This window comes from Polaromonas sp. YR568, assembly GCF_943369675.1.
GTDB lineage: Bacteria > Pseudomonadota > Gammaproteobacteria > Burkholderiales > Burkholderiaceae_C > Polaromonas.
In genome coordinates this window covers 111,111-132,520 of sequence record NZ_CALROB020000008.1, presented here as the reverse complement: position 1 = coordinate 132,520, position 21,410 = coordinate 111,111, and the positions used below count along the sequence as shown (strand labels likewise).

General features: G+C 63.0%; 22 protein-coding genes. 15 read left to right on the top strand and 7 right to left on the bottom strand.

Going from position 1 to position 21,410, the window contains the following annotated elements; translation table 11 throughout:
- The first annotated feature begins 85 nt into the window (after positions 1-85).
- Together ACLV8F_RS06260 and ACLV8F_RS06255 are read left to right on the top strand one after the other, a co-directional pair.
- Positions 86-961 (top strand): DMT family transporter, encoded by an 876-nt coding sequence (locus ACLV8F_RS06260; RefSeq protein WP_411883377.1) that lies wholly within the window; start codon positions 86-88, stop codon positions 959-961.
- Positions 958-2,085 (top strand): enoyl-CoA hydratase/isomerase family protein, encoded by a 1,128-nt coding sequence (locus tag ACLV8F_RS06255; protein ID WP_411883376.1) that lies wholly within the window; start codon positions 958-960, stop codon positions 2,083-2,085. Before ACLV8F_RS06260 ends, ACLV8F_RS06255 begins: the two co-directional genes overlap by 4 nt.
- A gap of 25 nt (positions 2,086-2,110) precedes the next feature.
- On the opposite strand, the gene ACLV8F_RS06250 is transcribed toward ACLV8F_RS06255, so the two are convergent.
- From ACLV8F_RS06250 to smpB, 4 genes are all read right to left on the bottom strand, one after another.
- The gene (locus ACLV8F_RS06250) at positions 2,111-2,968 is read right to left on the bottom strand and encodes an anti-sigma factor family protein (protein WP_411883375.1); all 858 of its coding nucleotides are present in this window, start codon (positions 2,966-2,968) and stop codon (positions 2,111-2,113) included.
- 13 nt (positions 2,969-2,981) lie between these two features.
- Complete coding sequence (locus tag ACLV8F_RS06245) at positions 2,982-3,509, bottom strand: RNA polymerase sigma factor (RefSeq protein WP_411883374.1); 528 nt, start codon at positions 3,507-3,509, stop codon at positions 2,982-2,984.
- A 58-nt stretch (positions 3,510-3,567) separates the two neighbouring features.
- A complete protein-coding gene (locus ACLV8F_RS06240; RefSeq protein WP_411883373.1) occupies positions 3,568-3,936 on the bottom strand; it encodes a hypothetical protein in 369 nt (122 codons plus the stop codon).
- Between the two features lie 127 nt (positions 3,937-4,063).
- The gene (smpB, locus tag ACLV8F_RS06235) at positions 4,064-4,597 is read right to left on the bottom strand and encodes an SsrA-binding protein SmpB (protein WP_411880407.1); all 534 of its coding nucleotides are present in this window, start codon (positions 4,595-4,597) and stop codon (positions 4,064-4,066) included.
- 67 nt (positions 4,598-4,664) lie between these two features.
- On the opposite strand from smpB, the gene ACLV8F_RS06230 reads away from it, so the two are divergent.
- Both ACLV8F_RS06230 and ACLV8F_RS06225 read left to right on the top strand, forming a co-directional pair.
- Positions 4,665-5,111 carry a type II toxin-antitoxin system RatA family toxin gene (locus ACLV8F_RS06230; protein WP_411883372.1) on the top strand — a complete coding sequence of 149 codons (447 nt, stop codon included), beginning with the start codon at positions 4,665-4,667 and terminating at the stop codon, positions 5,109-5,111.
- Positions 5,098-5,454 carry an RnfH family protein gene (locus ACLV8F_RS06225; RefSeq protein ID WP_411883371.1) on the top strand — a complete coding sequence of 119 codons (357 nt, stop codon included), beginning with the start codon at positions 5,098-5,100 and terminating at the stop codon, positions 5,452-5,454. Before ACLV8F_RS06230 ends, ACLV8F_RS06225 begins: the two co-directional genes overlap by 14 nt.
- Positions 5,455-5,540: 86 nt before the next feature.
- On the opposite strand, the gene ACLV8F_RS06220 is transcribed toward ACLV8F_RS06225, so the two are convergent.
- A complete protein-coding gene (locus ACLV8F_RS06220) occupies positions 5,541-6,077 on the bottom strand; it encodes a DUF4124 domain-containing protein (RefSeq protein WP_411883370.1) in 537 nt (178 codons plus the stop codon).
- A 351-nt stretch (positions 6,078-6,428) separates the two neighbouring features.
- Here ACLV8F_RS06220 and guaB point away from each other — a divergent pair, with 351 nt between their 5' ends.
- The 8 genes from guaB (at position 6,429) to tadA (ending at position 16,389) form a co-directional block, all read left to right on the top strand.
- Positions 6,429-7,898, top strand: coding sequence for an IMP dehydrogenase (gene guaB / locus ACLV8F_RS06215; RefSeq protein WP_411883369.1), 1,470 nt, complete (start codon positions 6,429-6,431; stop codon positions 7,896-7,898).
- Between the two features lie 71 nt (positions 7,899-7,969).
- Entirely contained in the window at positions 7,970-9,589 is a 1,620-nt protein-coding gene (guaA, locus tag ACLV8F_RS06210) for a glutamine-hydrolyzing GMP synthase (protein WP_411883368.1), read from the top strand.
- Between the two features lie 17 nt (positions 9,590-9,606).
- Positions 9,607-12,306 carry an AAA domain-containing protein gene (locus tag ACLV8F_RS06205; RefSeq protein WP_411883367.1) on the top strand — a complete coding sequence of 900 codons (2,700 nt, stop codon included), beginning with the start codon at positions 9,607-9,609 and terminating at the stop codon, positions 12,304-12,306.
- Positions 12,307-12,361: 55 nt separating this feature from the next.
- Positions 12,362-12,964: a 2'-5' RNA ligase family protein gene (locus ACLV8F_RS06200; RefSeq protein WP_411883366.1), complete on the top strand. Its 603-nt coding sequence runs from the start codon at positions 12,362-12,364 to the stop codon at positions 12,962-12,964.
- Positions 12,965-13,077: 113 nt separating this feature from the next.
- On the top strand, positions 13,078-14,076 hold the full coding sequence (locus ACLV8F_RS06195) for a GAF domain-containing protein (protein WP_411883365.1): 999 nt from the start codon (positions 13,078-13,080) through the stop codon (positions 14,074-14,076).
- Positions 14,077-14,106: 30 nt separating this feature from the next.
- Positions 14,107-14,742, top strand: a complete 636-nt coding sequence (locus ACLV8F_RS06190) for an FMN-binding negative transcriptional regulator (protein WP_411883364.1) — start codon at positions 14,107-14,109, stop codon at positions 14,740-14,742.
- A 1-nt stretch (position 14,743) separates the two neighbouring features.
- The gene (locus ACLV8F_RS06185; RefSeq protein ID WP_411883363.1) at positions 14,744-14,971 is read left to right on the top strand and encodes a hypothetical protein; all 228 of its coding nucleotides are present in this window, start codon (positions 14,744-14,746) and stop codon (positions 14,969-14,971) included.
- Between the two features lie 26 nt (positions 14,972-14,997).
- Positions 14,998-16,389 carry a tRNA adenosine(34) deaminase TadA gene (gene tadA / locus ACLV8F_RS06180; RefSeq protein WP_411883400.1) on the top strand — a complete coding sequence of 464 codons (1,392 nt, stop codon included), beginning with the start codon at positions 14,998-15,000 and terminating at the stop codon, positions 16,387-16,389.
- On the opposite strand, the gene ACLV8F_RS06175 is transcribed toward tadA, so the two are convergent.
- Entirely contained in the window at positions 16,373-16,981 is a 609-nt protein-coding gene (locus tag ACLV8F_RS06175; RefSeq protein WP_411883362.1) for a trimeric intracellular cation channel family protein, read from the bottom strand. The genes tadA and ACLV8F_RS06175 overlap by 17 nt on opposite strands.
- Positions 16,982-17,049: 68 nt before the next feature.
- Here ACLV8F_RS06175 and ACLV8F_RS06170 point away from each other — a divergent pair, with 68 nt between their 5' ends.
- A complete protein-coding gene (locus ACLV8F_RS06170) occupies positions 17,050-17,991 on the top strand; it encodes an LD-carboxypeptidase (protein ID WP_411883361.1) in 942 nt (313 codons plus the stop codon).
- Between the two features lie 165 nt (positions 17,992-18,156).
- On the opposite strand, the gene ACLV8F_RS06165 is transcribed toward ACLV8F_RS06170, so the two are convergent.
- Positions 18,157-18,498, bottom strand: coding sequence for a hypothetical protein (locus ACLV8F_RS06165; RefSeq protein ID WP_411883360.1), 342 nt, complete (start codon positions 18,496-18,498; stop codon positions 18,157-18,159).
- A 314-nt stretch (positions 18,499-18,812) separates the two neighbouring features.
- Between ACLV8F_RS06165 and ACLV8F_RS06160 the strand changes: the two genes are divergently transcribed.
- Both ACLV8F_RS06160 and ACLV8F_RS06155 read left to right on the top strand, forming a co-directional pair.
- Complete coding sequence (locus ACLV8F_RS06160; RefSeq protein WP_411883359.1) at positions 18,813-20,246, top strand: aldehyde dehydrogenase family protein; 1,434 nt, start codon at positions 18,813-18,815, stop codon at positions 20,244-20,246.
- A 135-nt stretch (positions 20,247-20,381) separates the two neighbouring features.
- Positions 20,382-21,317: an FHA domain-containing protein gene (locus ACLV8F_RS06155; protein WP_411883358.1), complete on the top strand. Its 936-nt coding sequence runs from the start codon at positions 20,382-20,384 to the stop codon at positions 21,315-21,317.
- The last annotated feature ends 93 nt before the right edge of the window (positions 21,318-21,410 follow it).

Below are 21,410 nucleotides of genomic sequence, written 5' to 3'. Positions count from 1 at the left end.
CAGATGGAAGGGCCGCTGCACGGTTGTGCGAGAAGCGGCCCTTTTCTTTTATCGATGTAGTTATGCATTTTCGGCAGAGATTTTTATGAAACTCACGCATTCCCGCGCCGTCTTCCTGATGATCCTCGTGACCATGATGTGGTCGATTGCCGGTGTCGTGACACGCCACCTGGAGTCGGCCCGCAGCTTTGAGGTCACTTTCTGGCGCAGCTTTTTCACCGTGGTGTCGCTGCTGGTCATCCTGCCGTTTTTCCAGGGCAGGGCGGTGTTCACCAAGATCCGCAACGGCGGGGGCGCCTTCTGGCTGTCGGGCATTTGCTGGAGCGTGATGTTCACGGCTTTTATGGTGGCGCTCACGCTGACCACCGTGGCCAATGTGCTGGTGACCATGGCGGTCAGCCCTTTCATCACGGCCTTGCTGGCGCGTGTCTTTATCGGCCACAAAATCCCCGCGCGCACCTGGCTGGCCATCGCGATGGCGGGCGCCGGCATTGCCTGGATGTACGGCGGGCAGATGGACCTTTCCAGCCACATAGGCGGAACCCTGGTGGCGCTGATGGTGCCGATCGCCAGCGCCAGCAACTGGACGGTGGTGCAGCACAGCCGCGCGCACGGCAAGAACATCGACCTGGTGCCGGCGGTGCTGCTGGGCGCGGTGATTTCGACGCTGGCGACTTTGCCTTTGTCGCTGCCGTTTTCGGCCACGGCGCATGACGTCGGTTTGCTGGCCTTGCTGGGCCTGGTGCAACTGGCGATTCCCTGCGTGCTGTCGGTGATGTGCGCCGGCGTGCTCAAGGCGCCGGAAGTCGCCCTGCTGGCGCTGCTGGAGGTGATCTTCGGGATATTGCTGGCCTGGGTCGGCGCGGGCGAGGTGCCCGGTGCGAGCGTGCTGACCGGCGGTGCGCTGGTCATCGGCGCGCTGGTGGTCAATGAATTGATTGGATGGAGGCAACGGGCATGAGCAGCACAAGTATCGAAACCAGAAGCGACGTCGTGGTCGAGCGGCGTGGCAACGCGGGCCTCATTACCCTGAACCGCCCCAAGGCGCTTAATGCCTTGTCGCTGCCCATGATCCGGGATCTGTCGGCCGCCTTGCAGGCCTGGCGCGAAGACCCCGAGGTCCACGTCGTGGCGATACGCGGCAGCAACAAAAAAGGCCAGCCCGGCACGCCGGAAAGCCTGTTCGGCGGCTTTTGCGCGGGCGGTGACATCCGCTTTTTTCACCAGGCGGCGCTCGCGGGCGACTCCGCGCTGGAAGACTTCTTCACCGAGGAATACGCCCTCAACCACCTGATCCACAGCTACCCCAAGCCTTATGTCGCTTTTATGGACGGCGTGGTGATGGGCGGCGGCATGGGAATCAGTCAAGGCGCCAAGGTGCGCATCGTGACCGAGCACACCAAGATGGCCATGCCTGAAACCAATATCGGCCTGTTTCCCGATGTCGGCGGCGGTTATTTCCTGGGGCGCTGCCCTGGCCACGCGGGTGAATACCTCGCGCTGACGGGGGACGTGATTGGCGCGGACGAGGCGTTGGACTATGGCCTGGCCGACATCAAGGTGGACGCGGCCAGCTTGCCCAAGCTTTGGGACGCGCTGGGCAGCCAGGCCTTCGGGTCGGTCGATGCGGCCGAGGCATGGATCACGGCGCAGTGGACGTCAGGCCATACCCGGCCGGCACAAGCAGACAGCCGGATCGACGGCTATTTTTCCCTGCAGCGCGTAAAACACATCGTCGATGCGCTGGAAGCTTCGGGCGACCCCTGGGCGGCCAAAACCGCCGCCACCTTGCGCAAACGCTCGCCCTTGATGCTGCATGTGGCGCTGGAGCAAATCCGGCGCGCCCGCGGCTTGAGCCTGGCCGACGACCTGCGCATGGAGCGCGATATGGTCTACCAATGCTTTCACCTGCGCCCGGGCGCGGCCGGCGAGACTGTCGAAGGCATACGCGCGCTGGCTGTCGACAAGGACTACAAGCCGCAGTGGAACCCGGCCCGCATTGAAGACGTCAAGCCCGGCATGGCCGATGCGTTTTTTGCGAGCCCCTGGACGCCTGAAACACATCCACTGCGCGACCTGAAATAGCTGGAGTGATTCCGGAGATGTGAGCCTAGAGCTGCTGGTACACCAGCTGCGCCAGCTTCATCAATTCATCGCGCGACACGGCGCCGCTCAGCGCGTAGCCGAAGCCCTGGTCCACCCAGTAAAACGAAGGCACCGGGCCGTCGCCGCTGTAGCGAAAAGCGGTTTCCTGCGCAGCCTGGGGCGCCGCTTTGGTGGAGCCCGGCAAGGCCGCGTCGATGGCGCCCAGGTACAAGGTCAAGCGCAGGCCGGCCGGGTTCTGGAACATGAACTGCGCGCGGGCGCCGCCGTCGCCTGACAGCAGCCGGCCACCGACCAGTTCATAACCTTCAGTCGCCAGCACCGGCACTTTCAGCGGCCGGCCCACACGTTTGGACAGCCACTGCACCAGATGGTCCTGCTGCGCGGCCGTGACTTCGACGGGATGCCGCACCTCCGGTGAAAACACCGCGTGCGCGAGCGAGGCCTGGTGCACAAACGATTGCGCCGCACCGGTCCCGGCCGAGGCGAGTTGCTGCGATGCCGGCGGGCCGCCGAGCTGCCCATGCGAGAGCCAGCCCACGCCAAACGCCAGCATCACGGCCGCCGCCATGCCGCCCCAGCGCTGCCATTGGCCGACTTGTCGCCTGCCGGCCTCGCCACGGCGTGCGGCGGCCATCAGCGCGTCGGGGATGGCTTCTTCCAGTAACGGGCGGTGCAAGGCGCGCAAGGCCTCGCGCTGGGCTTTCCAGGCCTGCAGGGTGTCCTGGGCGGCGGTATCGTTGGCCAGCTGCGCCTCGAGTTCTACTTGCCGCGCGGGCGGCAACCGGCCATCGACCAAGGCATTGATCCGGTCGTGCAGGAGTTCGCCATGGGGCGCGCGTGATGTGTCGTGGGTTTTTTCCATGAAGGTCCTGCCTTTACTTCAGGCGCCTGAGCTGTGCGGGCGCGCCGGCGGCCGGTGTCGACGCCGGGCCGTCCATCAATTCGCGCAGGCGGCTGCGCGCGCGCGACAGGCGGGACATGACCGTCCCGACCGGCACGCCGGTGATCTTTGCGACCTCCTCATAGGTCAGGTCTTCCAGGCTGACCAGCAGCAGCACGGCCCGCTGGTCTTCGGGAAGGCGCAACAGGCAGCGCTGCAGGTCCAGGGACTGGGCCGTGCCCGCTTCAGGCGCGGCCAGCTCGTTCTCGACGTCATCGACGTTGACCGTGGTGCCCGCAGCCGCCTGCCGCATGGAGCGGCGGACCTGGTTGACGAAGACGTTGTGCATCAGCGTGAACAGCCAGGCGCGCAGGTCGCTGCCCACCACCCACAGACGCCACCTGGAGCAGGCACGTTCCAGTGTGTCCTGCACCAGGTCGTCGGCCGTCCAGGCGTCGCCCGTCAGCGCGCGCGCATAGCGGCGCAGGCTGGGGATGTGGTCGGTCAGCGGAAATTCGGTCATGCGTCAGGCAAAGCCTGCTGCCATCGTGGTGGGGCGGGCAGCAGCAGGCATTACGTCGTCAGGGCTTGACGACGTGCCAGACGGTTCCCACGTTGTCGCCGGTCTTGTCGCCGGGCTTGGTGTCCTTGGCCCAGTAGTACAGCGGCTTGCCTTTCAGGGCCCACTGCTTTTTGCCGTCGTCGCGGGTGATGATGGTGTAGTCGCCGGCGGCCTTGTCGGCGTCGGTGGCCATCAGCGGCGGCCAGTTGGTGGCGCAGCCGCCGTTGCAAACCGACTTGTCGCCCGTGTCCTTGTCGAAGATATAGAGCGTCATGCCGTTGGGGCCGACCAGCACGCCGTCGGCGGCTTTGGCCGGGCTTTGGGCGCCTGCAGATGCGCAGATACCGAGCAGGCTGGCGGTCAACAGGGCAATGGGTAGCAATTTCATGGAAATCTCCGGTTGTGTTTCAGGCCAAAGCAGCCTGCACCGGAGTAAACACCCGCGATGGGTGGTTTATTCCATGGCGTTACAAATTTTTTCAGCGGCGTGGACCTGCCGCTCGCGCAAGCCGCATTCAGCGGTTGCGGGACTTCATGGCGCGCTCGACCTCGCGCTTGCCTTCGCGGTCCTTGATGGTGTCGCGTTTGTCGTGCTCGCCCTTGCCCTTGGCCAGGCCGATCTCGCACTTCACCTTGCCGGCCTTCCAGTGCATGTTCAGCGGCACCAGGGTGAAGCCTTTTTGTTCGACCTTACCGATCAGCCTGCGGATCTCTTCCTTGTGCATCAGCAGCTTCTTGGTGCGCACCGAGTCGGGCCGCACGTGGGTCGAGGCTGTGCCCAGCGGATTGATCTGGCAGCCGATGATGAACAGTTCGCCGCCGCGCACCACCACATAGCCGTCGGTGAGCTGCACCTTGCCTTCGCGCAGGGACTTCACTTCCCAGCCTTCCAGCACCATGCCCGCTTCAAAGCGCTCCTCGATGTGGTAGTTGAAAAGTGCTTTTTTGTTGTCGGCAATGCGCACGGCGGCAGCCGCGGCCTTGGGGGAAAGGTTTGCGGAAGGCGTTGCGGCCGTTTTTTTGGAGGAGGATGCTTCTTTGGTGGCCATGGATAAAAGATAGGGGCGAAAACCGGAAAGTACAGTGCCAATACAATTGCGCCCAGTCCTCGATTGTATGAAAACCGTTCACAAGTCCGTTTTAATCTGGTACAGCGCCGCCGAGATGTTCGCCCTGGTCATCGACGTCGCCCGTTATCCGGAGTTTTTACCCTGGTGCGACCAGGCCTCGGTACTGGAGGAAGACGCGCACGGCATGACGGCAAAGATCGGCCTTTCCATTGCCGGCCTCTCGCAAAGCTTCACCACACGCAACACCCATGAAAAAGACCGCAAGGTCAGCCTCAAGCTGGTTGACGGCCCTTTTTCAAAGCTCGACGGCCACTGGGATTTCACGACGGTGGGCAAGGGCGACGAAAGAGCCTGCAAGGTCGAGTTCACCCTGCGCTACGATTTTGACAATGCCGCGCTGGCGGCCCTGGTCGGCCCCGTGTTCGACAAGATCGCAGGCAGCCTGGTCGATGCTTTTGTCAAAAGAGCGTCGGATGTTTATGGCGAAGGCTGAGGGCGGCGGGCTGTTCAAGATAGTCCTGGTTTACTCCCCTATGCCCAGGCAGGTGCGCGAGTGGGTGCTGGAACTCGCAGACGGTGCGACAGTGGCGCAGGCGCTGGCGGCCAGCGGGGTGTTCGATGAGTTTGCCGAATTGCGTGCCGGGCGTCCCGTGCTGGGCATCTGGGGCCGCAAGACCACGCCGGGGCATGTGCTGCTGGACCATGACCGCGTGGAGATCTACCGCGGCCTGCGTGTGGATCCCAAGGTGGCGCGCAGGGAAAGGTTCAACCGGCAGGGGGCCAAGCGGGCCGGGCTGTTTGCCAGGACCCGGGCCGGTGCGAAGGCCGGCTACTGACGGGAAGTGCGAAGGAGCTGCGGCTCAGGCAGTTTGCGAAACGCTGCGTGCGGTTGAGGCCGGTGGTTAGCTGGAATCCGCTTCGCTTATTTGCAATCGCTGTCGATAACAGCCTGGAGGCGTTTCGTTTCGGCCGCCTTGGCGCTGTCATCGAGGACCTCCCGTTCACCCTTGGCGTTGGTCGTCAAAATCCTCACGCCGGACTTCATGCTGGCCTGGCCTTTTTTGGCCAATTCGCAATTGTCGGCCTTGGCTTTGGCGACCTTTTCGTCTTCGGCTTTTTTCTTGGTGGCTTCTTCGTCTTCAGCCTGTTTTTTCTTGGCTTCCAGCTGGGCGTCCTTACCCGACAGCTTGGGAGCGCCGGCATTGCCCTTGGCGGCGGCGGAGGCCGTGCCGGCAGGCGCAGCCGCCGGCGCGTCACTCGCGACAGGCGCTGCCGTGACCTGGGCTCCGCGCGGCCTCTTCAGGATATTTTTTTCCAGGATATCGGCCGGTGGCGAGCGGTCGCTGTAGACCTTGCGGCCGTCCTTGTCGATCCATTGCCACTGGGCAAACGCGGTGAGTGCAAATGACCCGCCGGCGACGGCCAGGATGAGGGTTCTTGAAACGAGTTTGAGATCCATTTCACCAGTGTAGCGCCGTGAGATGCGGTTTGCCCTCCGTTCGGGCGCAAAGGGGGCGCAAAGAGCAGGCAAAGCTGCCTTTTTACAACCCGGCGCAACAGTAGCCCGACGGATGTCGAGGCGCTAGGAGCCTGGGCGGCAGAAGGCATCGAAGCGAAAAGCGAGCCCAGCGAGGACAGTTTTTGCCGGATTTGCAGACCCATAGCCGTAGCTATGGGGCAAAAAGCCGGTGAAAAATGGACCGCTGCGCTCGCTTTGCAGCCGATGCTCCTTCTGCCGCCCAGGCTCCTAGGGGTTAGTACCGACGGGTCTTTGCGACAAGGGTACAATCGTGTTTTTGGAGCCATCCCTATGCGCCTACTCGGCAAAGCGCTCACCTTCGACGACGTATTGTTGGTGCCAGCGTTCTCCCAGGTCCTGCCCAAGGACACCTCGCTTTCCACCCAGTTTTCCCGAAACATCCGCCTGAACCTGCCGCTCGTGTCGGCCGCCATGGACACGGTCACCGAAGCCCGGCTCGCCATCGCCATCGCGCAGGAGGGCGGCATCGGCATCGTCCACAAGAACCTCACGCCCCAACAACAGGCCGCTGAAGTCGCCAAGGTCAAGCGCTACGAAAGCGGCGTGCTGCGTGACCCCGTGGTGATCACCCCCACCCACACTGTGCGCCAGGTCATGGCCCTGAGCGAGCAGCTCGGCATCTCCGGCTTCCCGGTGATCGACGGCGGCAGGGTCGTCGGCATCGTGACCGGGCGCGACATGCGCTTCGAATCGCGCATGGACGTGCCGGTCAGCACCATCATGACGCCGCGCGAGCGCCTGATCACCATCTCCGAAACCGCTTCGCTGGCCGATGCCAAGGCATTGCTGAACAAGCACCGCCTCGAGCGCGTGCTGCTGGTCAACGACAATTTCGAGCTCAAGGGCCTGATCACCGTCAAGGACATCACCAAGCAGACCACCTTCCCGAACGCCGCACGCGACTCGCACGGCCAGCTGCGCGTGGGCGCCGCTGTCGGGGTGGGTGAGGGCACTGAAGAGCGGGTTGAAGCCCTGGTCAAGGCCGGCGTCGACGCCATCGTCGTCGATACCGCCCACGGCCACAGCAAAGGCGTGCTGGACCGGGTTCGCTGGGTCAAGCAGAACTACCCGCAAGTTGATGTCATAGGCGGCAACATCGCCACGGGCGCCGCGGCGCTGGCGCTGGTCGAAGCCGGCGCCGACGGCGTCAAGGTCGGCATAGGCCCCGGCAGCATCTGCACCACCCGCATCGTTGCCGGCGTGGGCGTTCCGCAGATCATGGCCATCGACAACGTCGCCACCGCGCTGCGCGGCACCGGCGTCCCGTTGATCGGCGACGGCGGCATCCGCTACAGCGGCGACATCGCCAAGGCGATCGCGGCCGGCGCCAACACGGTCATGATGGGCGGCATGTTCGCCGGCACCGAAGAGGCCCCGGGCGAGGTCATCCTGTTCCAGGGCCGCAGCTACAAGAGCTACCGCGGCATGGGCAGCATAGGCGCCATGCAGCAGGGCAGCGCCGACCGCTATTTCCAGGAATCCAGCACCGGCAACCCGAATGCCGACAAGCTGGTGCCCGAAGGCATTGAAGGCCGGGTCCCCTACAAGGGCTCCATGGTCGCCATCGTGTTCCAGATGGCCGGCGGCCTGCGGGCCAGCATGGGCTACTGCGGTTGCCCCACCATTGAAGACATGCGCGACAAGGCCGAATTTGTGGAAATCACCTCCGCCGGCATACGCGAGAGCCATGTCCACGACGTGCAGATCACCAAGGAAGCGCCGAACTACCGGGCTGATTGAGCCCCACAGCGGCCTGAGGCGTCTGATAAACCAGACGCCTTTTTCTTTTTTTGCCTTGGAGTAACACCCTCATGCAGCACCAGAAAATCCTCATTCTTGATTTTGGTTCCCAGGTCACCCAGCTGATCGCCCGCCGCGTGCGCGACGCCCACGTGTTCTGCGAAGTCCACCCCTGCGACGTCAGCGACGAATGGATCCGCGACTACGCGAAGGACGGCACGCTCAAGGGCGTGATCCTCTCCGGCAGCCACGCCAGCATTTACGAAGAGACCACCGACAAGGCGCCGCAAGCCGTCTTCGAGCTGGGCCTTCCGGTGCTGGGCATCTGCTACGGCATGCAGGCCATGGCGCACCAATTGGGCGGCAAGGTCGAAGGCGGGCACAAGCGCGAGTTCGGCTCCGCCGACGTGCGCGCCCGCGGCCACACCGCGCTGCTGAAAGACATCGCCGACTACACCACGCCCGAAGGCCAGGGCATGCTGGACGTCTGGATGAGCCACGGCGACAAGGTCACCGAGATGCCGCCGGGCTTCAAGCTCATGGCCTCCACCGATTCCTGCCCCATCGCCGGCATGGCCGACGAAGACCGCCGTTTCTACGCGGTGCAGTTCCACCCCGAGGTCACGCACACCAAGCAGGGCAACGCCATCCTCCAGCGTTTTGTGCTGGGCATCTGCGGCACCCGCCAGGACTGGGTCATGGGCGACTACATCAGCGAAGCCGTTGAAAAAATCCGCCAGCAGGTCGGTGACGAGGAAGTCATCCTGGGCTTGTCGGGCGGCGTTGATTCGTCCGTCGCGGCGGCCCTGATCCACCGCGCCATCGGCGACCAGCTCACCTGCGTTTTCGTCGACCACGGCCTGCTGCGCTTGAACGAAGGCGACATGGTGATGGACATGTTCGTCGGCAAGCTGCACGCCAAGGTGATTCGTGTCGATGCGAGCGACCAGTTCCTCGGCCACCTGGCCGGCGTGAACGAACCCGAAGCCAAGCGGAAAATCATTGGCCGCGAGTTCGTCGAAGTGTTCAAGGCCGAGGCTGCCCGGCTGAAAGCCGGCGACGGCGGCCACAAGGGCGCCAAATGGCTGGCCCAAGGCACGATTTACCCCGACGTCATTGAATCCGGCGGCGCCAAGAGCAAAAAAGCCGTCACCATCAAGAGCCACCACAACGTGGGCGGCCTGCCCGAGCAGTTGGGCCTGAAGCTGCTGGAACCCCTGCGCGAGCTGTTCAAGGACGAAGTCCGCGAACTCGGCGTCGCGCTGGGCCTGCCGCACGACATGGTCTACCGCCATCCTTTCCCCGGCCCGGGCCTGGGCGTGCGCATCCTCGGCGAAGTCAAAAAAGAATACGCCGACCTGCTGCGCCGCGCCGACGCGATCTTCATCGAAGAGCTGCGCAACTTCAAGGACGCGGCCACCGGCAAGTCCTGGTACGACCTCACCAGCCAGGCTTTCACCGTGTTCTTGCCGGTCAAAAGCGTCGGCGTGATGGGCGACGGCCGCACCTACGACTATGTGGTCGCCTTGCGCGCCGTGCAGACCAGCGACTTCATGACCGCCGATTGGGCCGAGCTGCCCTATGCGCTGCTCAAAAAAGTCTCCGGCCGCATCATCAACGAAGTGCGCGGCATCAACCGCGTCACCTACGACGTCAGCAGCAAGCCGCCGGCGACGATTGAGTGGGAGTGAGCGTGTAGAGAATGTCCATGGTCTCTATCCATGTCCGCGGCGAAGACAGGACTCGGCAAATCAGGGACTGGACGATTCAATGGAGCAACACGCACCAGGCATTGGCATTGACTTGCCATTTCCCCTCCAAAAAAATCTTTACCTGCCCGCTCAGTGAATGCACGATCGTTCCCACCCGGGAACTGGGTGAGAAGTTTTTTGTCAAGAAAGGCAGTTCCGTCGTCAAGACCATCGAAAAAGCGGTGATCTATGGCGAGAAATACGCTGCCATCCAGTATCCGGGAAGCACCAAGAGCTACGTCCATAAGCTGGATGGCATTGAATTCGTCTCGCAGACGGAGATGATGGATGGGCCGATATTCCGCTACTTCGTTTCCGTGGCAAATGCCCGGGTGGACTGCGGGATGTCGGCGGATCAAGAGCAGATCGCGGCCAACGTAGTGCGCCAACTCGAAAAACTGCCCGCCTGTGTGGGCACTGCCTTGCATGCCTACTGTACAGGGATCAATGGTAAGCAGAAAGAGGCGGAGCAACTGATCTATCCCTTTGGTGTCAACGAAAGCCAGCTCATGGCGGTTGAGCAGGCTTTCAACACACAGATCAGCCTGATTGAAGGGCCTCCCGGGACAGGCAAGACGCAGACAATCCTGAACATCATCGCCAATGTCCTTTTGCGCGGTAAAACGGTCGCAGTGCTGTCCAACAACAATGCGGCGGTGAAAAATGTTTACGAAAAACTAGAAAAAGTCGGCTTGGATTATCTGGCCGCCCGGCTCGGTAGCAAAGACAACCAAAAGGACTTCTTCGCCAGTATTCCCCTCGCGCCGTCGGCCGAACCAGAAGCTGCGCCCGCAATGGAGGACCTTCAGACCACTCTGGCACAGTTGAAGCAGCACCTGAGCGCCCACAACACGGCTGCGCAACTCAAAGCCGAGATAAATGAATTGGTCATAGAGCGGCGCTATCTTCTGCAGTGGCAGCAGGACAATGGGGCGCGGGCTCCTGCCTCTTTGGATAAATACGGCTTGTCCCCGCGAAAGACGGCGGATTTGATGGCCTATCTGTCCCATCTTGCGAGTCAGCGCATCGGGTTCAAGGACAGGATAGAGCTGCTGTTTCAATTCAGGATATTTCGAACCAGGCCTTTCGGTAATGGGGAAAAGCGCCAGTCCGTCTTTTATTCCTTGCAGATGCACTACTACGACAAGGTGCTAGGCGAGAAGGAGGCGGCTTTGGCCGTGTGCCTTGCGTCCTTGGAGCGCGGAAATTTCACGGCACTTCTGGATGAATTGACGGTGGGTTCGATGAGGTATCTAAAACGCCACCTTCATGAAAATATCCGGGATTCGCAAATGTTCGATGCGGAGAACTACCGGAAAGACTTCGATGCGTTTTTGAAGCGTTTTCCGGTCATCGGCAGCAGCACGCACTCCATCGTCAATTCGATCGCAGCGGGGGCGATACTCGACTACGTCATCATCGACGAGGCCTCCCAGCAAGACATTGTCCCGGGAATATTGGCGCTGGGTTGCGCGAAGAATCTGGTCATCGTTGGTGATCACAGGCAGTTGGCGCACATTCCCGTGAAACTGGACCTGGTGGCGCCCGTTGATGGTTACGATTGCGAGAAATACAGTCTGCTCGATTCGAGCATCGGTGTTTTCAAGCACACGCTGCCCAGGACCTTGCTGAAAGAGCACTACCGATGCCATCCCCGGATCATCCAGTTCTGCAATCAGCAGTTCTATGAGAACGAACTGATTCCGATGACGCATGATGGTGGCGAAGAATCCCTGAGCTTGCTGGTCACCGCCAAGGGAAACCATACCCGAAAAAACGCGAACCTCAGGGAACTGGACTCGTTGCTCAAGACGCTCGAAGACGAAGGAGAGCCCGCAGGGCTGGACGGAGACGGCCGAGGCTTCATTGCCCCTTTCAGAGCGCAAGTCGCTCTTTCTGGTTCGTATTTGCCGGCGGATTTCGTGAAAGACACCGTGCACAAGTTCCAGGGCCGGGAGTGCGATGAGATCGTCTTCTCCACCGTGTTGGATAAGAAGCGGGAAAGCCAGACCCGGCTGGATTTTGTGGATGATGCGCGCATGGTCAACGTTGCGGTGTCGAGGGCCAAAAACAAATTCATCCTGGTGACGGGCGACGAGGTCTTTTCCGCGAACAGCGGACCTATTGCCGCATTGGTGCGCTATGTCGAGTATTACGCGAACGAAAAACAGGTGCGGCGCGCTCCCGTGGTTTCGGCCTTCGATCTGCTGTACCGGGAGTACGACCAATCCCTGGAGCGGCTCAATGCCAGACTACGGCCTGTAGATTCACGGTTCAAATCCGAGCAGATCGTGGCACAGGTGTTGCGGGACGCGATGTCTGGCGCGTCGTGCCGGGCGCTGACGTTTCACTTCCAGATCGCACTGAACCAGGTCGCCTCATCGACCAACGCAGCATTGACGGCACGAGAGCAGGCGTTTATGAAAAACCGCGCCAGTTGTGATTTTGTGCTCTATTTCAAGGTGGGGAAAACGCCGTTGGGTGTGATCGAAGTCGATGGCGGCTCTCACGACAGGGCGGAACAGGCGGAGCGGGATGCGTTGAAGAACAGCATCTTAAATAAGAGCAATATTCCGTTACTTCGCTTGAGAACCGTGGAGAGTCGTATTGAAGACAAAGTCACCCAGTTTCTCGCCAATTGGGCAAGCCACGCTTGAAATGTATGAAGTCTGATGTTTTCTTGATGATTGCGTGGGCGTGAGGGCCAGAGCCATGACCGGGCAATCCTCATTTCCGGGCTTTGAAGAGGCCAAGCCGACCGATCGCCTGTTTCTGGCGCTGTTTCCTACGCCGGAAACCGCGCTGGAGATCGCGGAGCTTGCCGCCCGGATTCGCGGCACCCATGCCTTGCGCGGCCGGCCGCTCGAGGCGGCGCGCTTTCACATCACCCTGAACCACCTGGGCGACTACGCCGGTTTGCCGTCCGACGTCGTCAGGCGGGCCGGTGCAGCCGCCGCCGAAGCGGCGGCCGCCACACAGCCTTTCGCCGTCACCTTCACCCGCGCGGAAAGTTTTGCCAGCATGCCGCGCAACCGCCCTCTGGTATTGCGCGGCGATGACGAGGGCCTCTCGTCCTTGATGGCTTTCCACAAAGTTCTGGGCGCGGCGCTGAAGAAGGCCAACCTGGGGCAATGGGCCAAGCCCGGCTACACGCCGCACGTGACCTTGCTCTACGACGATGGCGCGCTGGGCGCTACGCCCGTGCCGCCTGTGGCCTGGACGGCCGTGGAAGTCGTGCTTGTGCACAGCCTGCTGGGCGAAACCCGCCATGTGCACCTGGCGCGCTGGCCGCTGTCGGGGCCGCCTTCGGCATAGCTGTCATGCGTCGCGCCTGTGCTTTCTGGGCGACGGGCGGAAAATGTTGAATCCACGGGCAGCTTGCCCGCGTAAACGCTGGATAGCTTTCTTCGCCTTCCGGCCTGACCCTCATGCTCGCAGCCCCGATACCCGACAACGATTCCGAACGACTGGACGCGCTTCGCGACGGTTTTTGCGCCTACGCTCCCCGGGAAGAGCGCTTTGACCGCATCACGCGCACCGCCAAAAGGCTGCTCCAGGTGCCGATTTCGCTGATCTCCATCATCGAGCAGGACGAGCAATGGTTCCGCTCGGTGCAGGGCCTGGAGATCGACCACACCGCGCGGGACATTTCCTTCTGCGGCCACGCCATTGCGCTGAACAAGCCGCTGAGCATTCCCGACGCCTGGGAGGACGTCCGGTTCCACGACAACCCGCTGGTGCTGGGCCCGCCGGGAATCCGCTCTTACCTCGGCTGGCCGCTTGAAATCGCGCCCGGCCTGGCGGTGGGATCGCTCTGCGTGATCGACACCATGCCGCGCACTTTTGGCCCGGACGACCGCGATGCCCTGAAGGACCTCGCCAGCATGGCCGAAGCGGAGCTGAAGGTGAGGGCGATGTCCAGCCTGCAAAACAAGCTGATGATGCGGCTCAGCGCACTGCAACGCAAAGGCGCGCTGGATCCGCTGACCGGCTGCTGGAACATCCGCGGTTTCCGGGAGTTGCTCGCGCTGGGTGTGGAAGATGCGCGCACCAGGGCCACCGACCTGGCAGTCTGCAGCCTGCATGTGGACGACATCGAGCAGTTGGCGGGGAAGGCCGGGTTTTCCAACCGCGATGCCCTGGCGCTGATGCTGGCCCAGGTGCTGCGCCAGCGGCTCCCGCAAAACGGCGCGCTCGCGCGCCTGGGTCCCTCGAACTTTTGCGCCCTGGTGCCGGCCGCATCCGCCCTGGCATTGGAGGAAGAGCTGGCCAAACTCACCTTTCCCACCGCGACGGTGAACCTGCCGGGCAGCAAGCTGCGGCTGGATATTCCCCTGTCCGTGCGGGTGTCGTGGCTGGCCGAGCTGGGTCCCGGCAGCACTGCGGGTAGCTTGTGGGCCCACGCGCTTTCGGCCCACGCCGCCTGAAATCCGTTTTTTTGGCCTATGCTTCAGCCCATGTACCTACCGCCCCAATTCAAAGGCGACCGCGTCCAGGCCGCGGCGCTGATCAATGAGAACCCCTTCGCCAGCCTGATCAGCGTGGACGACGCGGGCCTGCCTTATGTGACCCATCTGCCGCTGCACCTTGAGATACACGATGAGCAGATGGTGCTGCTGGGCCATGTGGCCAAGCCCAACCCGCACTGGCGCCACCTGCAGGCGCGGCCCCAGGCCGTCGTGACTTTCCTCGGGCCCCATGCCTATCTGTCGCCCAAGGTCTACCCCGACCTGGCGCGCGTGCCGACCTGGAACTACCTGGCCGTGCACTGCACCGTGCAGGCCACGCTGATTGAAGAGCCGGCGGCCAAGGACGCGCTGCTCAAAAAGCTCATAGGCGACCACGAGCCGCCTTACGCGCAGCAGTGGCGCGACCTGGGTGAAGAATTCGGCCACAAGATGATGGCCGGCATCGTGGGCTTTGAACTGCGGGTGACCGATTTCCAATGCAAGGTCAAAATCAACCAGCACAGGCGCGAGTCGCATGCCGCGATGAAAGCCATGTACGCCACCGGCAATGAGGACGAGCGCGCCTTGGCGACCTGGATGACCCGCCTGGGCATGGCCCAAGACAACACCTCATCGGAGACTTGATATGCGCGGTATTTTCAGCCTCGTGGGCCTGCTGGTGGTGCTGGCCATCGTCGGCCTGCTGGTCAAAAAGCAAATGAGTACCCAGATATCCGTTCCGCCGGCTCCCGGCATGCCGGCCGTCTCCGCCGATGCCCCGCCTCAGGTGCAAAGCCAGCAGGCCCAGCAGCAGGTCAAGCAGGCCGTGGAGGGCGCCCTGCAGCAAGCCCGGCCCATGCCGGAAGAGAAATAACCCACCCCGTGTCTGACGCTGAGGCGATGAACGACGAGGTCTTTATGCGGCAGGCGCTGGCCGAGGCACGCAAGGCCGCCGCCGCGGGCGAAGTGCCTGTGGGCGCAGTGGTGGTGCGGCACGGCGAGGTCATCGCCACCGGCCGCAATGCGCCTGTGGACGGGCATGACCCGACCGCCCACGCCGAGATCGTCGCACTGCGCGCTGCCGCACAGGCGCTGGGCAATTACCGGCTCGACGACTGCGAGCTTTTTGTCACCCTGGAGCCCTGCGCCATGTGCAGCGGCGCCATGTTGCATGCCCGCCTCAGGCGCGTGGTGTTCGGCGCGGCCGATCCCAAGACCGGCGCGGCCGGCTCGGTCATCAACCTGTTTGACGAGCCTCGGCTGAACCACCAGACCACGTTGCAAGGAGGTGTGCTGGCGCAGGAGTGCGGCGAACCCCTGCAAGCCTTTTTCCGTCAGCGGCGGGCCGACAAGCGCGAAGAATCGCGGCTTGCCCACCCGCTTCGCGACGATGCGCTGCGCACGCCCGACGCGGCGTTTGACGATGTGCCGGGCTATCCGTGGTCGCCGCATTACGTCAGCGACCTGCCGGCGCTGGATGGGCTGCGTTTGCATTACCTGGATGAGGGCGAGGAAGGCAAAGATGGCCTGACCTGGCTGTGCCTGCATGGCAATCCCGCCTGGAGTTACCTCTACCGCAAGATGATTCCGGTGCTGCTGCAAGCCGGACACAGGGTTGTCGCCCCCGATTTGGTCGGCTTCGGCAAAAGCGACAAACCCAAGAAGGACAGCTTTCACAGCTTCAGCGTCCATCGGCAAATCCTCCTCGAACTGGTGGAGCGCCTGGACCTGCAAAACATCGTGCTGGTGGTACAGGACTGGGGCGGCCTGCTGGGCCTGACGCTGCCCATGGCGGTGCCGCGGCGCTACCGGGGCCTGCTGGTCATGAACACCACGCTGGGCACGGGCGACGCGCCGCTGCCCGCGGGCTTTGTGGCCTGGCGCGAGATGTGCGCGAAAAACCCGGAGTTCGATGTCGCCCGCCTGTTTGCGCGCGGCAACCCGCAGATGAGTGCCGCCGAATGCGCGGCCTACAGCGCGCCGTTCCCGGACAAGGGCCACCGCGCTGCCTTGCGTGCCTTCCCGCCCATGGTGCCGGATGCGCCCGATGCCGACGGCGCCGCCGTATCACGTGAGGCGCGCAGCTTCTGGCAAAACGACTGGACGGGCCAGGCCTTGATGGTGGTCGGCGCGCAGGACCCTGTGCTGGGCCCGCCTGTGATGCGCGAACTGCAGGCGCTCATTCGCGGCTGCGGCGAGCCTGTGGTGTTCGAACAGGCCGGGCACTTTGTGCAGGAGCACGGCGAGCCGATTGCGCGGCAGGCTGTGCGCTTCTTCAGCCCGGCAGTTTAAAAACAGGCAAGTGCCAGCCCATGAAGATGGCGCTGATCCGCAGCACCACCACAGCCGCCAGGCCGATGCCAAAGGCCCATGAAGGCTTGAGCCCCAGCGCCTTCAGGGCCAGGTAGAGCACGATCCCGGCAATCGCGGCGCTGGCGTAAATGTCCTGGCGCAGCAACAGCGGCACCTGGTTGCTGCAGACGTCGCGCATCAGGCCGCCCGCCACGCCGGTCATGGTGCCCATCACCACCACAATGACCGGCGACAGCCGCGCGGCTTCGGCCAGTTGCGCGCCCGACAGCGCGAACAGCGCCAGCCCCAGCGCATCGGCCACCAGCAACGCCTGCGAGGGAATCGGCAGCACCTGCACATACAGCATGGTGCCCAGCGCCGCCGCGCCAATCACCAGCAGGTAGGCGGGCCTGGCCATCCAGAACACCGGGTGGCGGTCCATCAGCAGGTCGCGCAAAGTGCCGCCGCCTATGGCGGTCAGCGCCGCCAGCACCAGCACGCCCAGCAGGTCAAGCTGCAGGCGCCCGGCGGCCAGCGCGCCGCTCACGGCAAAGACGGCGACGCCCAGGAGGTCCAGCACATACAGCATCATGGTGGCCCGTTTATACCTGCTGCCACCGCGGCGGGGAAAGTTGCAGCGGCAGTGGGATACTTGCAGCCGTGAAAAAACATATCTACATCTACTCCCCCTCCAGCGCCGTGCGTGACAAAGCCGCTTTCAAGCGCGGCGTGCAGCGCCTCACCGCCCTGGGCCATGAAGTTGAAGTCGACACCGACGCACTCGCGCGCCACCAGCGTTTTGCCGGCGACGACGACACCCGGCTGGCCGCCATCCACCGCGCGGCCGCCAGCGGCGCCGACGTGGCCCTGATCTCGCGCGGCGGCTACGGCCTGTCGCGCATCCTGCCGGGCATCCAGTACAAGGCCGTCGCCAAAGCCATCGCCGGCGGCACCCGATTCGTGGGCCTGAGCGATTTCACGGCCTTCCAGATGGCGGTGATGGCCAAGACCGGTGCCGTGACCTGGGCCGGCCCGGCACTCGGCGAAGACTTCGGCGCCAAGGCGCCGGACGACATCACCGAAGCCTGTTTTGACGACCTGATCACGGGGCAGGGCGAGGGCACGGGCTGGCAACTGCCCAAACCCGCCGCGGACGCCAAACCATCAGCCGATTTCATGGTCAAGGATGCGGTGCTCTGGGGCGGCAACCTGGCCATGCTGTCCTCGCTGGCGGGCACGCCTTACCTGCCGGCCGTCAAGGGCGGGATTTTGTTCATCGAGGACGTGGCCGAGCATCCTTACCGCGTCGAGCGCATGCTCACGCAGCTGCTTTATGCTGGTGTGCTGGCGCAGCAAAAAGCCATCATCTTCGGCCAGTTCACCAACTACTCCCTGGTGCCGCACGACAAGGGCTTCAAGCTGGCCTCGGTCATTGCCTGGCTGCAAAGCAAAGTCAAGGCGCGTGTGCTGACAGGCCTGCCTTTCGGCCATGTGCCGACCAAGGTGATGCTTCCCGTGGGCCTGAAAACCACCCTGGCGGTGGAGGGGCGAGACGCCTTTGTGCTGTGGGGCCACCTGCACGACCACCATCACCACCACTGAGCCGGACAGGCAGCGGCTGCGAGCGGACAAAAATAAACCAGCTAGAAGCTGGTTTAAAAAGTTGCCTTGGAGGCCAGGAAGAAACTGAAGAACTCTCTGAAGAAACTCTCTGAAAAAACTCTGGAGACTGGAAAAGAGAAGAAGAAACTAACGAAGGAAAATGGTTCAGGTCGTGAGCGGGCTGGGCCGGGAACTCAGGCCCCGCGGCAGCATGCCCTTGAATTTGTCGCTGATGCGGCTGACTTTTTCACGGGCGATGGTTTCACCGTGCATGGCCGCCAGCACCGCCATCACGTCGCCGCGGGTGTACCAGAGGCCCTGGATGTCCTGGGCGTAACGCACGCGGCGCGTAATCTTGGGATAGTGTTTTTCGCCGAAGTCGCCGAGTTCGTCCAGGATGAACTGGCGGATGTCCTCGGTGCGGTCTTCAAGTATGGAAGGCGTGACCTCGCCGGAGCCCAGCAACGCCATGAAGCTGCTCTTCAGATTCGGTTTTAACCAGCGCATGTGTTTCACAACTTTCTACCGGGGGATCGGGGATATTTGTTTGGGTTCCCATGGAACGTCGTCTTCTGTTAGATTAAGACGACATCTAATCATTTGCAAGGTGTTTTGTGTGAAATGGTTAACGCAAAACAACAAATGAATCAAGGAGTTAGTAACCAGATGTCAAGTCGATTCTGGTATTGAACACTGTTTAAATCTTTAGGCCTACAGGGAGATTTCGCCTGTGAGTCGAAAGTCAGCTCCTGGTTTTTTCCGCATTATTTACCTCTTTTCAGGCCTGCTTCGGGCCTTTCCAGACCGACATGAGCACACCCATGACCGCAACGACTGTTTATCCCGCGCACTACATCAACGGCCAATGGGTCAAGGCCCAGTCGCCCGAAACCCTGCCTGTCCATGATTCCAGCACCGAGGAGTTGATGGCAACGGTGCCTTCCGGCAGCGCGGCCGAAGCCGAAGCCGCCGTGCTGGCGGCCCGCGCGGCCTTTGACGGCTGGTCGGCCTTGCCGGTCGAGACGCGCGCGGCCTACCTCGACAAGGTGGCGGCCGGCGTCAAGGCCCGCACCGACGACCTCGCGCTGGCGATTGCCCGCGAAGTCGGCATGCCGCTGAAGATGGCGCGTGCCGTCCAGGTCGGCGGCCCGGCCTGGCACTGGGGCAACTTTGCCAAGGTGGCGCGCCAGTTCGAGTGGGAGAAAAAAGTCGGCAACTCCCTGGTGGTGCGCGAGGCCATCGGCGTCGTCGGCTGCATCACGCCCTGGAATTTCCCGCTTAGCCAGATCACGCTGAAGATCGCGCCGGCCATGGTTGCCGGTTGCACCGTGGTGCTCAAGCCCAGCGAAATCGCCCCGGTCAACGCCATGATCCTGGCCGAAATCATCCACGAGGCAGGCTTGCCGCCCGGCGTGTTCAACCTCGTCAACGGCATGGGCCCGGTGGTGGGTGAAGTGCTGGCCACCCACCCCGAGGTGGACATGGTGAGCTTCACCGGCTCCACCCGCGCGGGCAAACGTGTGGGCGAGCTGGCCAGCCAGTCCATCAAGCGCGTGGCGCTGGAGCTGGGCGGCAAATCGGCCAGCGTGGTGCTGGACGACGCCAATTTCGAGGCGGCGGTCAAGGGCACCGTGTCGGCCTGCATGCTCAACAGCGGCCAGACCTGCTCGGCCCACACCCGGCTGCTGGTGCCGGCCGCTCGTTATGACGAGGTCAAGGCGCTGGCCCAGGCCGCCATCGCCAAATTCAGCGTCGGCCCCAGCCTGGAAGAGGGCAGCAAGCTCGGGCCCCTGGTCAGCGCCGCGCAGCGCGACCGCGTGCTGGGTTTTATCCGCACCGGCATCGAAGAGGGTGCCGACGTGATCGCCGGCGGGGCCGAGGCGCCCGCCATCGCCAAGGGCTACTTCGTCCAGCCCACCATCCTCGGCATCAAGGCGACGGACACCCTGGCCCAGGAAGAAATCTTCGGCCCGGTGCTGGTGGTCATTCCCTACAAGGATGAAGACGACGCGGTGGCGATTGCCAACAGCACTATTTACGGCCTGGGCGGCGCCGTGTGGGGCGGCAGCGACGAGCACGCCATGAAGATCGCGCGCCGCTTGCGTACCGGCCAGGTGGACATCAACGGTGGGCCCTTCAACGGCCAGGCGCCGTTTGGCGGTTACAAGCAGTCGGGCAACGGCCGCGAAAACGGCGTCTACGGCTTTGAGGAGTTCCTGGAGTTCAAGGCAATGCAGTTGAAGCCCAGCGCGTGAACTGAGTTTTGGCGGATGCACCAGGGCGGGGCATGGCAAGAGGCGGCCCCAGGCCCGCCTCTTGCTGTGTCATAAGGACAGTGTGCTACTTATGTTTTAATGGCCCTAATAACTACAAGCAGTTACACCGACCCTATGGCAGAAGTTACCGTCGTTTTTGCCGATCTCACAGGAAGCACCGGGGTTTTTGAATCGCTGGGCAACGCCAAAGCCACACAGGCCATCACGCGCCTGACCCAGTGGATAGGCAAGGTCTGCCAGGCCTACCGCGGCCACGTCGTCAAATACCTTGGCGATGGCGTGCTGGTGGTGTTTCCCGACAATGCCGATGCCGTCGATGCCGTGACCGAACTGCAGCGGGTGCACCGCGACCGCATCCGCAACTGGCCCGACCAACTCAAGATGCGCCTGCAGATGGGCGTGGCGCGCGGTGAAATCGTCGAGCAGGACGGTGACTGTTTCGGCGACGCCGTCAACCTGGCTTCGCGCCTGAGCGACCTGTCCGGCCCGGACCAGATCCTGGCGACCGACACCGTCATCCAGCACCTCCCTCCCGACACACTGGTGCGCTCCCGCAGCCTGGGCGCGCTCGAAATCCGCGGCCGCGTCGAGTCCTGCCTGGTGCATCGCATCGAATGGCAGGCCGAGGTCATGTCCGAGTCTTTCACGGTGCCCGCCAGCCTGACGGTGCCGCCGGTGAACCAGCCCGCCGCCGCCCTGGCATTGATAGAACTTTGCTGGCTGGACATCAACACCGCCTTCTCCTCGACCGAACTGCCCATCTTCCTGGGCCGCGACCAGGACGCGCATTTTGTGGTGCAGGATCCTCGCGTGTCGCGCCGGCATGCCCGGATTGAATGGCGCGCCGGCAAGTTCTTCCTGGAAGACGTCAGCAGCTACGGCACCTGGGTGCGCTTTTCCGACAGCGCCGCCGTGGTGGCGCTGCGCCGCCAGGAGTGCGTGCTGCTGCTGGAAGGCGAAATCGCGCTGGGCGCACCCTTTGAGGATTTCACCGTGCCCACCGTCAGTTTTAAATTTGCCGACGGCAAAATGCACTTGCAGAAAAAGTAAGCTGCGGCCATCCTTCCTGCTTCGCCAGGATTTCAGGCAGCCCGCCTCGTAATTCGCCCTCCGCCGTTGATCTGTCCGGCCACCTATTGGGAG